The 16416-nt window shown below is 56.5% G+C and carries 13 protein-coding genes; 2 read left to right on the forward strand and 11 right to left on the reverse strand.

The genetic code is table 11. From position 1 onward, the window contains the following. Positions 1-11: 11 nt before the first annotated feature. Complete coding sequence (locus EJN92_RS09110; protein ID WP_126127528.1) at positions 12-329, reverse strand: hypothetical protein; 318 nt, start codon at positions 327-329, stop codon at positions 12-14. A gap of 133 nt (positions 330-462) precedes the next feature. On the opposite strand from EJN92_RS09110, the gene EJN92_RS09115 reads away from it, so the two are divergent. Both EJN92_RS09115 and EJN92_RS09120 read left to right on the forward strand, forming a co-directional pair. Beyond that, complete coding sequence (locus EJN92_RS09115) at positions 463-1437, forward strand: LysR family transcriptional regulator (protein ID WP_126127529.1); 975 nt, start codon at positions 463-465, stop codon at positions 1435-1437. Positions 1438-1515: 78 nt separating this feature from the next. Next, the gene (locus tag EJN92_RS09120) at positions 1516-2220 is read left to right on the forward strand and encodes a riboflavin synthase subunit alpha (protein ID WP_126127530.1); all 705 of its coding nucleotides are present in this window, start codon (positions 1516-1518) and stop codon (positions 2218-2220) included. Positions 2221-2654: 434 nt separating this feature from the next. On the opposite strand, the gene EJN92_RS09125 is transcribed toward EJN92_RS09120, so the two are convergent. The 10 genes from EJN92_RS09125 to EJN92_RS09170 form a co-directional block, all read right to left on the reverse strand. Then, entirely contained in the window at positions 2655-3953 is a 1299-nt protein-coding gene (locus EJN92_RS09125) for a PepSY-associated TM helix domain-containing protein (RefSeq protein ID WP_126127531.1), read from the reverse strand. Further along, a complete protein-coding gene (locus EJN92_RS09130) occupies positions 3953-5368 on the reverse strand; it encodes an MATE family efflux transporter (RefSeq protein WP_126127532.1) in 1416 nt (471 codons plus the stop codon). The genes EJN92_RS09125 and EJN92_RS09130 overlap by 1 nt, the downstream gene beginning before the upstream one ends. Further along, on the reverse strand, positions 5365-6699 hold the full coding sequence (locus EJN92_RS09135) for a lysine N(6)-hydroxylase/L-ornithine N(5)-oxygenase family protein (RefSeq protein ID WP_126127533.1): 1335 nt from the start codon (positions 6697-6699) through the stop codon (positions 5365-5367). The genes EJN92_RS09130 and EJN92_RS09135 overlap by 4 nt, the downstream gene beginning before the upstream one ends. Positions 6700-6743: 44 nt before the next feature. Next, on the reverse strand, positions 6744-7787 hold the full coding sequence (locus EJN92_RS09140; RefSeq protein WP_194074975.1) for a GNAT family N-acetyltransferase: 1044 nt from the start codon (positions 7785-7787) through the stop codon (positions 6744-6746). Between the two features lie 96 nt (positions 7788-7883). After that, positions 7884-10010 carry a TonB-dependent siderophore receptor gene (locus EJN92_RS09145; protein WP_157984335.1) on the reverse strand — a complete coding sequence of 709 codons (2127 nt, stop codon included), beginning with the start codon at positions 10008-10010 and terminating at the stop codon, positions 7884-7886. Between the two features lie 60 nt (positions 10011-10070). After that, positions 10071-13997, reverse strand: coding sequence for a non-ribosomal peptide synthetase (locus tag EJN92_RS09150; RefSeq protein ID WP_126127535.1), 3927 nt, complete (start codon positions 13995-13997; stop codon positions 10071-10073). After that, positions 13990-14199: an MbtH family protein gene (locus EJN92_RS09155; protein ID WP_126127536.1), complete on the reverse strand. Its 210-nt coding sequence runs from the start codon at positions 14197-14199 to the stop codon at positions 13990-13992. The genes EJN92_RS09150 and EJN92_RS09155 overlap by 8 nt, the downstream gene beginning before the upstream one ends. 610 nt (positions 14200-14809) lie before the next feature. Next, positions 14810-15310, reverse strand: coding sequence for a cupin domain-containing protein (locus EJN92_RS09160; RefSeq protein ID WP_126127537.1), 501 nt, complete (start codon positions 15308-15310; stop codon positions 14810-14812). Positions 15311-15349: 39 nt separating this feature from the next. After that, on the reverse strand, positions 15350-15739 hold the full coding sequence (locus tag EJN92_RS09165) for a carboxymuconolactone decarboxylase family protein (protein ID WP_126127538.1): 390 nt from the start codon (positions 15737-15739) through the stop codon (positions 15350-15352). A gap of 32 nt (positions 15740-15771) precedes the next feature. Next, a complete protein-coding gene (locus EJN92_RS09170) occupies positions 15772-16251 on the reverse strand; it encodes a GFA family protein (protein WP_126127539.1) in 480 nt (159 codons plus the stop codon). Positions 16252-16416 lie beyond the last annotated feature (165 nt).

Genomic DNA, 16416 nt, shown 5'->3' on the forward strand with positions numbered 1-16416 from the left:
GTTAGCCGTCGTTAGCCGCGTGCAGCGAGTGCGCGTAATTCAGCGGCCATATTTGGCGAGCTGTAGTCGAGATCATTGGCGATACGGCGAATCGTCAACATATTGCGCAGATTGCGGCTGGCAGTTTTTTGATCGCGGGTCAATTTTGGATGCAACACCAGTAAAGCGGCGCGTAACATGCCCATGATCAAAGGTTTAAATACGATCAAGATGGTAGCTAAGATGCCCAAGCCTAATAATGGGCGGGCGATGGCGACAATACCAGTGACGGCAACTTGGGCTACTGGCAATGCGCTGGCAGCTGGGAAGGCGATATTGAGAAAGCTCATGATTTCCTCTATCTTTCAATTTTAATTTGTGTACGATCACTATATTGCAGTGCAATATATAAATCTAATTTTGATTTATCATATCTAATATGGTATTTGTGAATAATTGACGAAAACATCAGGAGATCATCGTATGAACTTCCTCACCCTAGATTTAAATTTGCTCAGGGTATTTGACGCCGTCATGGTCGAACAAAATTTGACCCGTGCTGCCGATAAATTGGCGATGACGCAACCGGCGGTCTCGAATGCGCTCAAACGCCTACGTTTTTCATTTAGCGATGAACTTCTGATACGCACAGCGCATGGGGTAAAGCCTACCCCGCGTGCCGAAACCCTGTGGCCAGCAATACGCCAGGCGCTTTCGACGCTGGAGGCGGCAATCGCGCCGACCAGTTTTGATATGGCCAAGGCACAAACCACGTTTAGGATGGCGATGGCCGATGCCACTGCCGCGCTGTGGATGCCGGCTCTGGTCAGGGCGATAGAACGCGATGCGCCAGGCATCAATGCCCGTATGGTGCCGCTGACTACGCGTGAACCTCGGCCTTTGCTGATACGCGGTGATATCGATATCGCGGTCGGTTTTTTTCCGGGTGTGGTGGCGCAAATGATAGGCGGACAAGGCGCCGCGCGTAGCCCTATACGGCATGAGCGCCTGTATTCAGGCCATTACGTGTGCGTGATGAGTAAGGATCATCCACTGGCAAAAAAAGAGCTGACGCTCGATGATTATTGCAATGCAAGCCATCTTTTAGTCAGTTTTTCGGGCCGCGCGCATGGTTTGGTGGATGAGGCCTTGCTGCAAATGGGGCGCGAACGGCGTATTTTACTGACCGTGAATCAATTTTTTACCGGTGGCAAAGTGGTGGCTAATTCCGATCTGATTACGGTCTTGCCACACCATTTGATTGCTTCTACCGGGATGACCGACGCCTTGATCTGGAAAGAATTGCCGTTCGCCATGCCCGAAGTGCATATCGACATGCTCTGGCACGAGCGCGATGCGCGTAATCCAGCGCACAAGTGGTTAAGGGATAATTTGGTCAAGATGACCAACGATACCTTGGATGTCCAACTTGGGCACGATAAGCAGTTGGACACTTAGTTAGACATTTAGCCAAGCTGCAGCAAAATCTAAAACCCATCTACAATCTAGGCACTACATTTTTTAGCGGAAACAACCATGTTTACAGGTATCGTCCAGGGCATCGCCAGTATTAATTCCATCACGGATAAGCCTGGCTTACGCACATTTACACTCAGTTTTCCTCAGGGTTTTTGCCAGGATTTAGAGATCGGTGCCAGTGTCGCGGTGGATGGTGTTTGCCTGACGGTGACCAGCTTGCATGACGCCGACATGGCCGAATTTGACGTGATGCAGCAAAGTCTGGCGATCACTACTCTGGGTGGCTATGCCCAGCATGGCCGCATCAATGTAGAGAGAGCTGCACGTGATGGCGCCGAGATCGGTGGTCACCCTTTGTCTGGTCATGTCGATTTCACTGCGCAGATCGCGGCGATACGCGAGCTGGAAAACAATTATGTCATCCGCATCGCAGTGCCGCCAGTATGGCTGCGCTATATTTTTGCCAAAGGTTATATCGCCATCAACGGCGCTAGCTTGACGGTGGCAGAAGTGAACCGTCAGGAAAGCTGGTTTGAAGTCTGGCTGATACCGGAAACCCTGCGCATGACGGTGTTTGCTGAAAAAAAGGCTGGAGCCAGCCTGAACATAGAGATCGAACGCAGCACCCAAGTCATCGTCGACACCGTGCGCAATATGTTGGAGGAAACCCTGGGCCCTTTGCTGCCCGCGCTGGAAGCGCTATTGCAGCAGCAGGGCAAGAGCGTCGATGAGCTGGTCAAGCCGGGTACTTTGCCAAAATAGTTTTTATAAAAAATTCAAAATCGCTCGCCCAGTATCCATGCGGCTTACAGACCAATATCCGGCTGTAGCCCGCATGGATACTGCGCAGGGTGTTCTTAAAGCTAGATTTTTACGACAGATAAAACTCTATGCACAGGATTATCTACAGACTTGTGTACATACTTATCGACACTTTATTAACTTGCTTATCCCTAGCTTTACGCACAGATTTATCCACAGGATGGAGTGCCCAAGCAGTTAAGATAGTAATGTATATTTAGTAATTATTTACATCGTCTGAAGCTCTGTTTCCTCGCTATTTAGATCAGTTTTAAATCCCAACACCCAATCAAGATGCGGCGTGCCAGCCCTTATTGGTCTGCAAGCTGCATCTTGATTGCGCCTAGCGTTTTACAAATTGCAAAAAAACCTAGCCCCCTGCTTGGTTAAGCACTTTAGCCGGTCTGGCGATAAGTCGTGGCCTCGCTCTGTTGTACGCGGCCCAGCACGATGGCACGGGCTCTGCGTTTGCGCCACCATACCAATACGCCGGTGACACACAGGCTGGCGACAATTAGGCCCATCAACGAGATTAATATGCGCCCCGGTAGGCCGAGGATGCGGCCAGAGTGCAGCGGAAACTGGGCCTGCACGAACAGGTCGGCGGCTGTGCCTTGCCAGGGTTGGCGCTGGCCTAGCAAGGCGCCACTGTGCCCATCGAAATACAGTTGGCGGGGGCCGACGCCGCCACCGGCATGCTCGTCTTGCGGCCGGAAAAAGCCTACCGTGTAGATGCCATACTCGGGCGAATACGAGAGATTTCCTACCGGCTCGCGCCAGCCGCGTTGGGCCGCTTGCGCAACTGCCTTGGCCAACACATCGGCATAGCCCAAGTTCGGTGGCGGCGCTTGTTGCGGTGTCCGGGGTTTGCGCAAATCGAACGGTGAAGGGGTGACATTCGACACCAGTGACATCACCGGAAAAAACACTTCGCGGTACAGATTCAGCGAAAACGCGGTGAAGGCAATAATGAAGAGCAAAATCCAGCTCCATAGGCTGAGCGCGCGGTGCAGGTCGAAGTTCAGCTTCGTGCTGCCGGCGCCAAAACGTAGCAACCATGCTGGCTTCCAGCGCTGCCACCAACTCTTGGCGGACGCGCGCTGCTGGCCGGGCAGCGCCACCAGTACCAGCGCCGACCTACGGCGGCGCTGCGGTAGCGTCAGGTAAAAGCCGACAAAGCAGTCCAGCGTCCAGATCATCGCGATGCCGCCCATCAACCACAGACCCCATGATTCGATACCCCAAAGATGCGGAAAATGCAAAGTGTAATGTAGCTGATACAAGAAGGAGACTAGGGTTTCACGGCTAATTGGCCAGGCCGCACCCCATTTGCGCTTACCCAGTTCGACCCCGCTGACCGGATCAACAAAGACCTGATTGTAGGGCGCAGGATACAGCGTTGCGCTGGCGGGATTCAGGCGTGGCTCCAGGTAGAAGGCCAGTGTATGTCCGGGCTCGGCCGCCATAGGCACGGATAGTACTTGCATCTGCGGATGGCGCGCCTGCACAGCGCGCGCTAACTCGAGCGCAGGCAGCGCCTGCCCCACCGCAGGCGCGTCGGTCAGGTGGGGATTGAGGAGTTCATCGAGTTCATGGTCCCAAGAGATCACCGCCCCTGTCAGGCCGCTGATGAACAGAAAACCGGCGATCAGCAGACCGGCCCAGCGATGCAATTGTCCAGCGACGTGCCGCATCAGTGCTTGGCCTGCAGCGGTAGATCGAAGGCCGCCGCCTTAGTGGGCACGGCCACCTCCACCTGCACCGCTGGTAGTTGGCGCAAGCCAGGCATTTCCCAAAATAGTAGTAGCCCACCCAAGGCGGCGCTTAGGCCGGCAGCGATCGCCATACTCGCTAGCAAACCATCCAGGCCCCAGACTGGCGGCAGCAGGAACAACAGAGGGATCAACAGGTAGCCATGCGGTGCCAGCACCAGCCAGGCAGCCTTGCCGCTGCGTTCGGCCGCTTGTAAAGCCACCACCGCCACCATGTGAAAGCCGAACAGGCCAAAGCACAGATGGAAAGCCCGACAGGCGCTCACCGCCAATGCCTGCACTTCAGTATCGCTGGTAAACCAGCTGACGATGCGGGGCGCAAACACGATCACCGTCGCCGCATAGCTGATTGCGAAGGCGCTGCTGATGGCCAGCATCAGCCGAGTCGCTTGCAAGAAGCGGGCGCGCTGTCCGCTGCCCCAGGCAAACCCTAGTAAGGCTTGCGCGCCTAAGCAAAAGCCCAGCAGCGGCAGACTGCCGCCAGTCAGAATGCGCAAGCTGATCGCCACCGCCGCTACCGCTGCATTGCCATAGGTGGCGGCATTGCGGTAGATCAGCGCGAAGGCCAGCGCGGCTAAGCCGGTAGACATGGCGGCGGGTACGCCGACTGAGACCACCTGCCACAGCGCTTGACGCTCGATTTTGATATGGCGCGGCGCCACCTCTATCTTGCCTATGCCTAGGTAAAAATAGAAGGCGTAGGCGATCAGGGCGGCCAATGCGGATAGCAGCGTGGCCCAAGCCGCGCCCGCCACCCCCATTTCATAATGGAAGATCAGGATAGGATCGAGTATCACGTTCAGGGCGAACGAGCCTAGTAATGTCCACATACTAAAGCGGCTATTGCCTTCAGAGATGGCGATGAAATCGCACAACATTTGCAACAGTATTAAGGGTGCGCTCAAGCAAAAAATGGTGGCGTACACGGTCGATGCAGGCAAGGCATCGGCGCTGCTACCCATCGCTCTCAGCAATGTTGGTAGTAGCGGCACCAGCACGGCGGCCAAGACGCAGCCAGCCAAGCCCAATAGCAGCATCACGGTGCTGGCGCTGCGGTTGGCCTGTTGTTGTTGACCGGCACCCAGCATACGCGCCACCGCACTGGCCACTCCTATGCCGGCGCCTTCGCCAATCGCACTGAAAATGATGAGCAGCGGGAAGCAGATACTGACTGCGGCGATCGCGTTGGTGCCCAGTTGACTAACAAAGTAGGCATTGGCCAATTGGTGCATGGCATTGGCCGACAGGCCTATCATCGCTGGCAGCGCCAGCGTAAACAGCAGACGCTTCAAGTGGGGCGACTTCATGTCCGGCAGCGCGGCACTGGCGAGACTCATTGAATTTCCTCCAGTAGCTGGCGCTTGGCGAGCTGTGGCATGGCGAGCGGCTTAGGCCCTAGTTGCTCGACTAATGCGCGCGCGATTTCGTGCGAGCGAATCGCCAATACCGATAACAAAGTATCGGCCAGACCGTGGGTGGTTTCGGAAGAGCCTTGCACAAAAATCGGCGGCTGCACGTGCCGCGGCGCGGCCAGCTGATAATTACGGCCGATAGTGAAACCCTCGAGTTCATGCTCTAGCTCGGCCAGCAGTGCCTGGCTGGTGTCACGCTGGTAGCCAGTGGCGACGATCACGCGCTGATACGCTAGCTGGCGAATTTGCGGTGCACCGGCTTGTTGCAGGTAGATGCTGATGCCATCCTGATCGCACTGTAGCTGCTCAATCGTGGACGAACTGAGCACCCGCAGCCGTTCTTGGCCGAGCACGCGCTGCGCGTACAGCATGGCGCTGATGCGTTCTATCAGGTCGCTGTCGACCACCGCATAATTGGTATGGCGGAATTCCGCCAGTAAGGAGCGCCGCACTTGTTCTGGCTGGCCGAAGAAATAGTCGGTGTAGTCAGGGTCAAAGATGTGATTGATCGAAGGCCCATCCTCGGACGGCTTGAGAGTGGAACCGCGCAGTATCAGATCTACCTTGGCGTTCGGATAGCGCGCCACCAGATCGAGGAAAATCTCGGCCGCACTCTGGCCGCCACCCACCACCGCCAGCGCAGGTGCGCCAGCGGCATCGAGTGGCTGGCGCGCTATCTCACTCAGATAGCGCGAAGAATGAATGATGCGCGGATCACGGTGTTTGGCGAAGCTGGCTGGTATGAAGGGACGCCCGCCCGGTGCAAATACCAGACTGCGGGTGCGGCGCTGGCGTTCGCGTCCGGCCGCATCGGCCGAATGTACCTGCAGCGCGACCACGTCTGCGCCCTGGTATTCGGGCACCACGCGGGTGACGCTCTCGCCATAGTGGCAATTTTGCTCGAAGTGGCCGGCGCTCCAGCGCAGGTAGTCGTTGAACTCGATACGGCTAGGGAAGAAAGTTTTTTGATTGATAAAGGCTTCCAGGCGGTTATGCCGGCGTAGATAATTGATGAAGGAGTAGGGGCTGGTGGGATCGCGCAGTGAGACCAGATCCTTGAGGAAGGAGATCTGCATATCGGTACCCGGCAGCAGCATATCGCCGTGCCAGGTAAATTGCGGCTGACGCTCGATGAAGCAATGCGTCAATGTGCCCGCGCTGGCTTGCCGCATTGCGTCGAGTGCGATCGCCAAGGCCAAATTGGAGGGGCCAAAACCCACTCCGACCATGTCGTAAGTTTGTGGTTCAGTGTTCATGCTGTTCCTTCTCTTTTAGATGAGGCAAACAAGGGCGTGCTAGTTCAGGCTTTCAGGCTAGGGTGCCATAGACGATTGCTGAAAAATTTCTCGCGCATCAGCATTACCAGGGTGGCGCGCTTGTGCGGGAAATCGAAGTCCTTGAGCGCGGCAAAGCCGGAACGCTCCAGATTGCGCACCTGACGCGTGTGGCTGGCGGCAGGCTCACCGACGATGCGCTGGGTGCGTGGCTCGTCTAGGAAAATATAGTGCATTAGCGAGGGCAGCCAGGCGCTAATGAATTGGCCGCCAGAATAAGCCTGTTCGCCCACCAGTACGTGCCAGCCGCGGTCGTAGTCGTCGGCCGCGTAGTAAGGACCAAGACGATTTTCCTGAGCCCAATAGACTTCCATGTAGCCGAATGCGATGCCATCGAATTCGGCGATCAGCGGCAGCATGTGCGGGTCAGCCAGGCGGCCGTTTAGATAGGCGCGCTGGTAATCCAGATCGCCCTCTTCCTGAAAAAACTGCGCCACACGGGTATCGTTCATCCACTTGTGCATGGTGTTGAGATCCTGCTCCACGCTCGCCACCCGAAATGAAATGCTCTGACCCAGCCAGGGAATGAAGCGTTGGTAGACATAGCCCTGCGGTTTGGCCGGGCGCAGCGGGTGCCAGCGTTCGCCAGTGCGCACGTGGTGTTGCGGGTAGAGCGCGGGCGTCTGTGGTAACCAGAGTTGCGGCAATTGCCACAGCATGGCTGGGGCTACGCTCAGTGCCGCACCGACTTCACGCGCGATTCCGCTGCGCAGGAGTAGCGCTTTGAGTTCTGGCCATTCTTTGGCATGCAGGCGCAATTCGACTAGTTCCGAGTGGCTGGCGCTGACCGTCTCGAGTGCCGCTAGCAAGGCAGCCTGCAGCAATTCTGGCGGCTGCGCAGCCGCTGTGATGCGCGTCAGCCAGCACTCTGCACCTCGGTCTATACTCAGATCTAGCACGGCTTGCTGTTGCTGTCGTACGCTTAGCTGATCGCCATGGTAATTCACCTCGAAAGTTTGGCCAGAAAGGCTGGCGCTGCGGAAGGCTGGGATGTTTGCGTTATGGTTCATGTCGGTTCCTGGTGTGTAGTCCCATGGCATACACCATGGGATAGCGCGGCGGGATTGCGTGTCCCGCTGGCTAGGCTTGAATGGCTGGCTAGGCAATTACCACAGGTAGCGGGCTGTGAGTTGGGCGCGGCGACGCGCGGCGTAAATGCAGGTGCTGTCAGAAGCACAGTTACCCAGATAAATTTTATCGCTCAGATTATTGATGTTGAGCGCCAGGTCCCAGTTGCGGTAGCGGTAGCCCAGCATGGCATCACTCAGCGTCACGCCGTCGTTGCTGAAGGTATTGGCATCGTCGCTATAAGTGGAACCGATACGGCGCAGCCCAGCACCGGCACGCCAGCCGTTGTCGAATTGGCGTTCGGCCCAAGCGGCCAGGTTGACACGCGGCACCAGCGACGGACGCTTGCCTACATTGCCGTCGTTGTTTTGGGTGATTTCGCCGTCGAGTCCGGTGAAGGAAGCGTTGACTTTCCAGTGTTTGTCCAGCTCCGCTTCGGCTTCCAATTCTATCCCGCGCACGCGTACTTCACCGCGCTGTATCTGGGCACCGATGCCCAGATTGGCTGGGTCGGCGGTGAGCACATTGCGTTTGCGCAGATCGAACAGCGCGCCAGTGAGCAGCAGCGCGCGGTTTAGCGGCGCCCATTTCAAACCGATTTCCGCTTGCTTGCCCTGCTCCGGCACAAAGTTGCGGCCATCCACGCTTTGCCCTATCACGGGGCGGAAAGAGGTGGCATAGCTGATATACGGCGCCAAGCCGTTCGGACCCAACCAGGTCAGACCCAAGCGGCCGGTATTGGCCGCGTCTTTCTGGCTGTTTTGGCTGGCTTTGATGTAGTCCTCGTTATCGATATTGCTCTGGTCGCGGCGTAGCCCAGCCGTCAGCAAATATTGGCCGGCAAATTTTAATTGGTCTTGCACATAGATCCCAGTCTGGCTTAGGGTGCTGCGCTTGTCTTCGTACATATCGGCCTGGCCTACCGTCTGGCCATACACCGGTGCGATGATATCGAGGGTAGGCGCATCGCCATAATAGTTTTGCCCCTGTTGGACCGCGCGGCTGTAATCGAGACCCGCCACCAAGGTATTTTCTAGTCCGTCGAACTTGGTGTTCCATTCCAGATTTTGATCGGCCGTGAACACCCGCGCCTTTTGCTGTGCAGAGAAATTGGCGCGTTTTACTGTGCGTTGATCGTCTTCCAATGTCGTCATGTAAAGGTTACGGTAGTCGACAGTCTCGCTGGCGCTGCGCACGTTCTGGCGCACTTTCCAGGCTGGCGAGAAACGCTTTTCAAAGGCATAGCCTATGCTGCGTTGCTCGGTCTGGAAACGGTCTACACCCGGTTCGCCGACGAAGCGGTTGGACGGTATAGTTCCAAATGGCCCGGTTTTCTGGGTGCCGACCGCCGGCAGATAAAAGTTCGGTGGTACATCGTCTTTTTGCAGATAGGCCAGTAGCGTGAGTGAGGTATCGGCGTCCGGCTGCCAGCTCAAGCTGGGGGCAAAGAAAAGCCGGTTGTCTTTGGTATTGTCGACCTGGCCCTTGGCTTCGCGCGCGAGTGCTGTTACGCGATAACGCCATACGCCTTTTTCATCGAGCGGCCCGCCCACATCGGCCGCGATCTGACGCCGCTCGAAACTCCCATAGCTCACTTCGATTTCGCCTTGTTGGCTAGCTGGTGGACGTTTGCTGACAGCATTCACCAGGCCGCCCACTTCGGCCTGTCCATACATGACCGAACTCGGGCCGCGCAGTACTTCCAAGCGCTCCAGACCATACGGTTCCAGCGTAAATGCAGTGAAGCCGCGGGTAGGCAGATTCAGAGCATCGCGGAACACCCCGTTAGAACCTGATTCGAAGCCACGTATCATGTACTGATCAAAGCGCGGATCCACTCCATAACTTTCGACTTGCATGCCGGCACTGTAGCGCAGCGCTTGCGGAATGCTGCTGGCTTTTTGGGCATCCAGGCGCTCGCGATTAAGTACTGAAATCGACTGCGGTACTTCGATCAGCGCCGTTTCATTTTTACTGCCCACGCTGCTGCGCTTGGCAATGCTGTCTGCCTCGCCCAGGACAGTGATGTTACCTAAATTCGATTGCGTCGCTTCCGCGGTATCTGCGGCGCTGGCCGCTAACTGGCAACTGCCCATCAGGACGATGGCACTGGCCACGGCACGTGCTAGTGGATGTTTTGTTTGCTGCTTCAACTGCTGTTTCATTGGGTAAAGCCTTATCAAGATTGGAAAAAAATTGGAAAAAATACTGAGCATCAGCTGTGTTTAACCCGCCAGTGCTTGTTCTACACTTTGGGCGAAACTCAGATGGAACTGGGGATCGGCGATGATGCTCAAATGGGTGCTGCCGGGGATGGGGTGTACCCTTTCTACCCGGCTCGATTGTTTGCGCCAGTCAATCACGTTCATTCCGCGCAGTAGCGAGTCTTCTGCGATCCAGGCGTGGATGCGACAATCTAGCGGTGCCAGCACATAGTCGCGGAACACCAAGGCGTTCTCCATCAGGGTCCAGAAAATGTGCTCGCGGCTGCCGATAGCCGGGCCGTCCAGCGGTAGCGTGTCTGGGCTGTTATTCACGTAGTGCAGAAATTGGGTGTAGACGGTGGCATCCATACGGCCCAGCAGTCGCAGCCAGCGTTCGCGCATCTGACTTAGCTTCAGCCAGGCATCGATATCGTTTTGCAAGCTGAGTCGCAAAGCGGGCGCCAAAGGTTTTTCGCCACCCACGGCAAACTCGGCGTCGAGTGCACACACGTCAAGCATGCCGACCAACTGCACGTCCACGTTATCGCCCAACAGACGCGCCGCCTCATACGCCAAAATGCCGCCCCAGGACCAGCCCAGTAGCATGACTGGCTGGCCGGCGCTGTGTGTGCGTATATGATCGGCATAGCGTGCTGCCAGCGCATTCACGGCGAGTGGTTCGCCCTCACCGCCGGCTAAGGAGTGGCAGATAAAACCGGTGGCTGGCTGGTCTGGGCCCAGGTAAGTCACCAGGCGACTGTATTCCAGTGTGCTTACCAGTAGACCGGGGAAGCAATACAACATAGGTTTGCTGCCACCGCGCTGCAGATAAACTACTTCGCTGGCTGCTAAATTCTGCTCCTTCAGTGCGCGCGCCAGTTGGGCAATGTCGGGATAATTGAATAGATCGGCGATACCCAGAGCGTGCTCAGGTAAATGCGTGTCTAGCATGGTCAGCACCCGCAGCGCGCTCAATGAATCACCGCCCAGTTCGAAGAAATTATCTGTCACGCCGACCTGCTGCAACTGCAGTACTTCCTGCCAGATCGCCACCAACTGCTGTTCAAGTTGATTCGAGGCGGCGACCAGCTCGCGGCTTTGTTGGCTAGGCAACGGCAGCGCCTTACGGTCAATTTTTCCATTTGGCGTGAGCGGCAGTTGATCCAGCAGGACGATCGCGGCTGGCACCATATAGTCGGGTAACTGCGCTGCCAGCTGGTTGCGCAGTGTGCCAGCGTCTATGCTAGCGGTCGGATCGAGCAGCGAATTGAGCACAGGATAGAGCACTACATAGGCCACCAACTTGGCGCCTTGCGCAGTTTGTTGCAGCAGCACCACCGCTTCGCGCACCGCGCTCAGCTGGCCCAGTGCCGATTCTATCTCACCGAGTTCGATGCGAAAGCCACGCAGCTTGACCTGATGGTCGAGTCGCCCTAAATATTCGATGATGCCGTCGGCGCGCCAGCGCACCTGGTCGCCGGTGCGGTACATGCGTCCACCGTCCGCCGCGAAAGGGTCGGGAATGAAACGGTCGGCGGTGGCCGCTGGTTGGCCGTGATAGCCGCGTGCCAGACAAGCACCACCGATATGCAGCTCGCCGGCCACGCCGGGCGGTAGCGGATTGAGGTCGGCGTCCAGCACATAGGCCCTACGTGCACCGACGGCGCGCCCGATCGGGGCGAACGCACCTTCAAAACTGGCGTCAGCGCTGGTTTTCCATGCCAGTGGCGAGATCACCGTTTCGGTCGGGCCGTAGCCATTGATCAGGCAGTCGGGTGCCAAGGTGCGCTTGACTTGTTCGAAGGTGGCGCGTGGCATGCCTTCGCCGCCAAACGACAGCAGCCGCAAAGGTGCGGCAGTGCCATGTCCATCGGCCCACTCGGCCAGTTGCTGCACATAGCTGGTGGGGAAACCCGCATTGTTGACCCGGTGCGCGCGCATCGCAGCATGGGTTTCGGAAGCGCTCCACAATGCCGCGCCGCGCAAGACCGCGCAGCCACCCACGATCAGCGGCACGATCCAGCGCTCATGCGCACCATCGAAACTGATAGAAAGGAAGTGCAGCTCGCGCGAGGCGGCAGTCATTTCGTAGAGTTCGGCGGTGGCCTGGCAATGCAGCGACAGTGGGCCGTGCGCTACCGCCACGCCTTTGGGGCGGCCAGTAGAACCGGAGGTATAAATGATGTAAGCCAACTGCTGTGGCAGTACCCGCAGCAGCGGATTGCTGGCCGGCTGCTGCGCCAGATCCAGAGTGTCTAGCAGTATGCTGCTGCCGTTCGTGAGTGTCGGTAATTGGCTTTGTAGCGAGCTCTGCGTCAGCAAAAAGGAGACCGTCGCATCATCGAGCATGTAGGCGATGCGCTCTTGCGGATAAGCTGTATCGATAGGCACTAATGCGCCGCCGGCTTTAAATACGGCCAATAGGGTGACGATCAGATCGACGCCGCGCTCCAGCGCCACCGCGACCCGGGTTTCGGCGCCGACGCCAGCAGCAATCAGGTAATGTGCCAAACGATTGGCGGCGGCGTGCATGGCGCTGTGGCTGAGCGTCTGGCTGCCGCACACCAGTGCATCGCCCTGCCCATGATAGGCTAATTGGCGCTCCATGAGTTGATGTACCGGCAGCGGCGCATAAGTGGCGGCTGGCCACGGCGCGCTCAGAGTCGCCAAGGTTTGCGCATCGACCAATTGCAACTGATCTAGCCTGGCCTGCGGTGTTGCCAGCGCTTGCGTTAATAGTGCAATCAAGCGCTGCAGCAGCGCGGCTGCGCTGCTTTGCTCGAATAGCGCAGCGGCATACGACAGGGTCAGCGTATGACGGCCATCGGAGTGTGTGCTGGCACGCAGGAATAGATCGACCCGCAGCGCTTGGTCTTCCTCTAGGTGCACAGTTACATTGCGGCGCGCCTGTAAGACGCTGGCATGTTGGCGCCACACGAAGGCGGCCTGGAAGGGCAGTTCGTGTTTCTGGAAACCATCCGCGTTCAAGCCTTCCAGCAGGCGCTCGAATGGCAGCGCGGCATGCGCCAGGTTGGTCGCATCTTCCTCGCGTACCAGTTTTAGCAGCGTGGCAAAACTCATGCTGCTGTCCAAGCTCAGACTCGATACCAGCAGGTTCTCGAAGGGACCAAGCAGGCGCGCCTGCTCGCTGGTACGTCCGGCGTCCAGCGTGGCCATACGGATGTTGGACTGCGCCGTGTGGCGGTACAGCAGCACCGCAAAGGCCGCGCGCAGCACCTGTTCGGGACGCGCCGCAGCTTGCACACAAAAGGCGTGCAAGCTATTGGACAGTTCGTGCGTAAGTTCGTTGCTTAGCTGCGCATCGGCAAAGTTAGGCGCAGCCGTGCGTGGCCGGTCTAGCGATAGTGCCAGCGCCGACTCGCCCTCGGCCAGTTTGTGCATCCAGTAATCGTAGTCGGGATAGCGTTGGCCGGCGCTTAGCTGTGCCAATTGCTGGGTGGCGTGCTGTTGATAACTCTGTGGTCCTTGCGCTGGCAGGGTCTCGCCAGCCAGACTGCGTAACAGTTCCTCGACCAGCAGCGTGGCCGAGGCGGTATCCGCCACGATCCGGTGCAGCGCCAGTATCAAGGTGTCACCGCACAACCAGGCCTTCAGGCCGGGCTGGCGTTCCAGCTCGAAGTCCTGCTGTTTAGACCAACTGGCGTAATCTCCATTGCACTCCAGCAACAGCGCTGCGGCACCGCCCTGACGCTGTTCGATATCACCCCAGGCTAGCCGGTGGAAACTGGTTTGCAGTATAGGATGGCGCGCCTGCAGCAGGCTCAGCGCTTGGGCGATCAAGTTAGGCTCGATAGCCTCAGGCCAGTGCAGTTCGACGCGGATATGCAAACGCTGTTCGCTATGCGCCAATTGGCTCAGAAACCACAGGCTACGCTGAGCCGGCGATACCAGTGCTGGGGCGGCTGCTTGTGGTGAACCCTCAGCCATGTGCGGCTCCCATGTCAGCGAGCGCTAGTTGCAGACTATGTTCGCGCAGGTCGCTCCACAGTTCACCTATGTGCTCCAGGCAACGCTGGCGCGTATCGCTAAAGCCTAGCGCTAACCATCCACCCGGCAGCGGCTGCTGCACCGGCCACACCGAATACTGGCGTTGTGCGTTGATCACCACCTGATATTGTCGCTCTTGCATGTGCACCCCTATGATGTCGGCCAGATGCGGCAGCGTTTGCGTGCTGTATCAAGCATTAAGAATAGTCATTCGCTAACTACATTAACGCAAATGATAATGACTCTCATTTGTATTTGCAAGGTAAAGATGTGTATCCCTTGACATCAGTAAGGGCATTGCGAGGGGTATAGTGAGAGCTACTGTGAAGGGTGCCAGAATTGCTTAGCGCAGCGCTAACATGAAACTAGCGCGCTGTCAGTGGATGGATAGACAGAGAAAATTGGCTTGTGGTGAAGCGCTGAAAAGCGAAACTCCCGAGCAAGCAACTATGAAATATACCCTTGAGTGGTAACTACAAAATACCTACACACAGGATATAAACAGGCTTTTCAACATACTTATCGACAACTTGCTAAGCCGTTTATCCCTAAGCTTGCCCCCAGACTTATCCACAGCTTAGAGCTGTCACGCAGAGCACCTATGAATTGAGTAATTGCTAGCTCTGCAGCGGTATGGCGTGGCAATTGAGAGCAATTTTAAAACCTTAGGCGCAATGAATATGCGGCTTGCCAGCCCATATTGGCCTGCAAGCCGCATATTCATTGCGCCTAGCGCTTCGGTTTCCTAGGGCTTATTCCGCTTCGCCTTGCCAATATTCCATGGTGGCGGCCTTGTCATAGCCCTCGCCGGTTAAGCGCACGCTGACCCGGTTGGTATCGGGATACACGATCACGTCATGTGGATTACGCTCGCCTATGACCAGATAGCGACACGGCGTATCGCTATGATTGAACAGACTATGTCCGGCCTTTTGCCCAGCGGGAAAGACCACATAGCTGCCGGCTTGCATGACATAGCTTTGCTCGCCCAGACGCAAAGTCAGGCTGCCTTCCATCAGATACAGCTGCTCTTCTTCCAGATGGTGATAGTGGTTCGGACAGGCTTGTTTGCCGGGAGCCAACTCCTCCATAGAGACACCGACGTTTTTAGCTCCGCCAAATTGGCCAAGTTGACGGTAACGGCTGCCGAAACGTAGGCCATGGGTGTATTCATCCCAGTCTACATCTTCGACCTTAAATGGTTCGTAAATACCTAGCGCGTTGATAGAACTGGTTTTTTTATCTTGGCTCATAGTGGCTTTCGGCTGTGCGGTGAACGGGGAACTCAATATTTATTCGTTAGCCGGGATTTGGCCCATTTCCGCCAAGACCTCATGCGCCGAACGGAAGGCATCGACCGCCAGCGGCATGCCGCAATATACGCTGGCATGCAAGAGCACTTCCTGGATTTCTTGCATGCTGGCGCCATTGTTGACAGCGCCGCGCACATGGCCGCGGATTTCGTGCGCACGCCCAAGTGCGGTCAGCATAGAGAGCGTAATCAGACTGCGGGTTTTCAAATCCAGGCCATCGCGGCACCAGGTCGTACCCCAGGCATTGCGGGTGATGTATTCTTGCAGCGGCGCAGAAAACGCATCGACATTGCTGAAAGCCTTTTCGACAAAGGCTTCACCCATCACCTGCTTGCGTATGCGCAAGCCATCTTCAAATTGACTGTCCATTTATTCCTTTAGTGTTAGTAAACAGCAGCTACTTAGGCCAGTATCAGCGATCTATCTGGCGCGCTATGCTGCGCTTCCCATGCCATAAATAGGGCATCAAAAGTCGGAGGGTTTTCTGGATATTGCAGTGTATTTTCAGGAATTTTCACCCAGTCTTGTTTGCTACTGGTCCAGATATGTGCAACTGGTTTGAGCTGGCGGCTATCGTTGAGCGTACCGGGTTTGATACTGAGTTGATTTTGCCCCTTGATCTGATGAAATAAACGGGTGCCGCAAGTGTGGCAAAAACGACACAGCATCTGCTGGCCAGATGGCGTTGCGCGTAACCATTGATTCAGTTCGCCGCTGAGCAGCAGCACTTTGGCATCGTTGACCCATAAAGCCATGCCGAAAGCACTGGCCGATTGGCGTTGACACTCCAGGCAATGACAGACAAATACAGTGGCGCAGACGCCTTGCACGCGATAATGTACTTTGCCACACTGGCATTGTCCTTCTAAGCTTTCAAGCATGAATTCTGTCCTTGCATAAGGCAATCAGGTAGTCTGGTTTGTTTCAATTGGTAGCAAAAGCAATTTGTACTGGGAAACTTGTTATGACAAGCCCATCTTGCAAACGGTAAAATGTCACGCATCCGACATCAATGCTTGCTCAAGTATTGTTTGTTAAAAAATTCT

Source organism: Undibacterium parvum (assembly GCF_003955735.1).
GTDB classification, from domain to species: Bacteria; Pseudomonadota; Gammaproteobacteria; order Burkholderiales; family Burkholderiaceae_D; genus Undibacterium; species Undibacterium parvum.

What these genes read in the sequence shown, in the direction of transcription:
- EJN92_RS09110 (WP_126127528.1), bottom strand. Translation starts at nt 329, where the DNA reads ATGAGCTTTCTCAATATCGCCTTCCCAGCTGCCAGCGCATTGCCAGTA.
- EJN92_RS09115 (WP_126127529.1), top strand. Translation starts at nt 463, where the DNA reads ATGAACTTCCTCACCCTAGATTTAAATTTGCTCAGGGTATTTGACGCC.
- EJN92_RS09120 (WP_126127530.1), top strand. Translation starts at nt 1,516, where the DNA reads ATGTTTACAGGTATCGTCCAGGGCATCGCCAGTATTAATTCCATCACG.
- EJN92_RS09125 (WP_126127531.1), bottom strand. Translation starts at nt 3,953, where the DNA reads ATGCGGCACGTCGCTGGACAATTGCATCGCTGGGCCGGTCTGCTGATC.
- EJN92_RS09130 (WP_126127532.1), bottom strand. Translation starts at nt 5,368, where the DNA reads ATGAGTCTCGCCAGTGCCGCGCTGCCGGACATGAAGTCGCCCCACTTG.
- EJN92_RS09135 (WP_126127533.1), bottom strand. Translation starts at nt 6,699, where the DNA reads ATGAACACTGAACCACAAACTTACGACATGGTCGGAGTGGGTTTTGGC.
- EJN92_RS09140 (WP_194074975.1), bottom strand. Translation starts at nt 7,787, where the DNA reads ATGAACCATAACGCAAACATCCCAGCCTTCCGCAGCGCCAGCCTTTCT.
- EJN92_RS09145 (WP_157984335.1), bottom strand. Translation starts at nt 10,010, where the DNA reads ATGAAACAGCAGTTGAAGCAGCAAACAAAACATCCACTAGCACGTGCC.
- EJN92_RS09150 (WP_126127535.1), bottom strand. Translation starts at nt 13,997, where the DNA reads ATGGCTGAGGGTTCACCACAAGCAGCCGCCCCAGCACTGGTATCGCCG.
- EJN92_RS09155 (WP_126127536.1), bottom strand. Translation starts at nt 14,199, where the DNA reads ATGCAAGAGCGACAATATCAGGTGGTGATCAACGCACAACGCCAGTAT.
- EJN92_RS09160 (WP_126127537.1), bottom strand. Translation starts at nt 15,310, where the DNA reads ATGAGCCAAGATAAAAAAACCAGTTCTATCAACGCGCTAGGTATTTAC.
- EJN92_RS09165 (WP_126127538.1), bottom strand. Translation starts at nt 15,739, where the DNA reads ATGGACAGTCAATTTGAAGATGGCTTGCGCATACGCAAGCAGGTGATG.
- EJN92_RS09170 (WP_126127539.1), bottom strand. Translation starts at nt 16,251, where the DNA reads ATGCTTGAAAGCTTAGAAGGACAATGCCAGTGTGGCAAAGTACATTAT.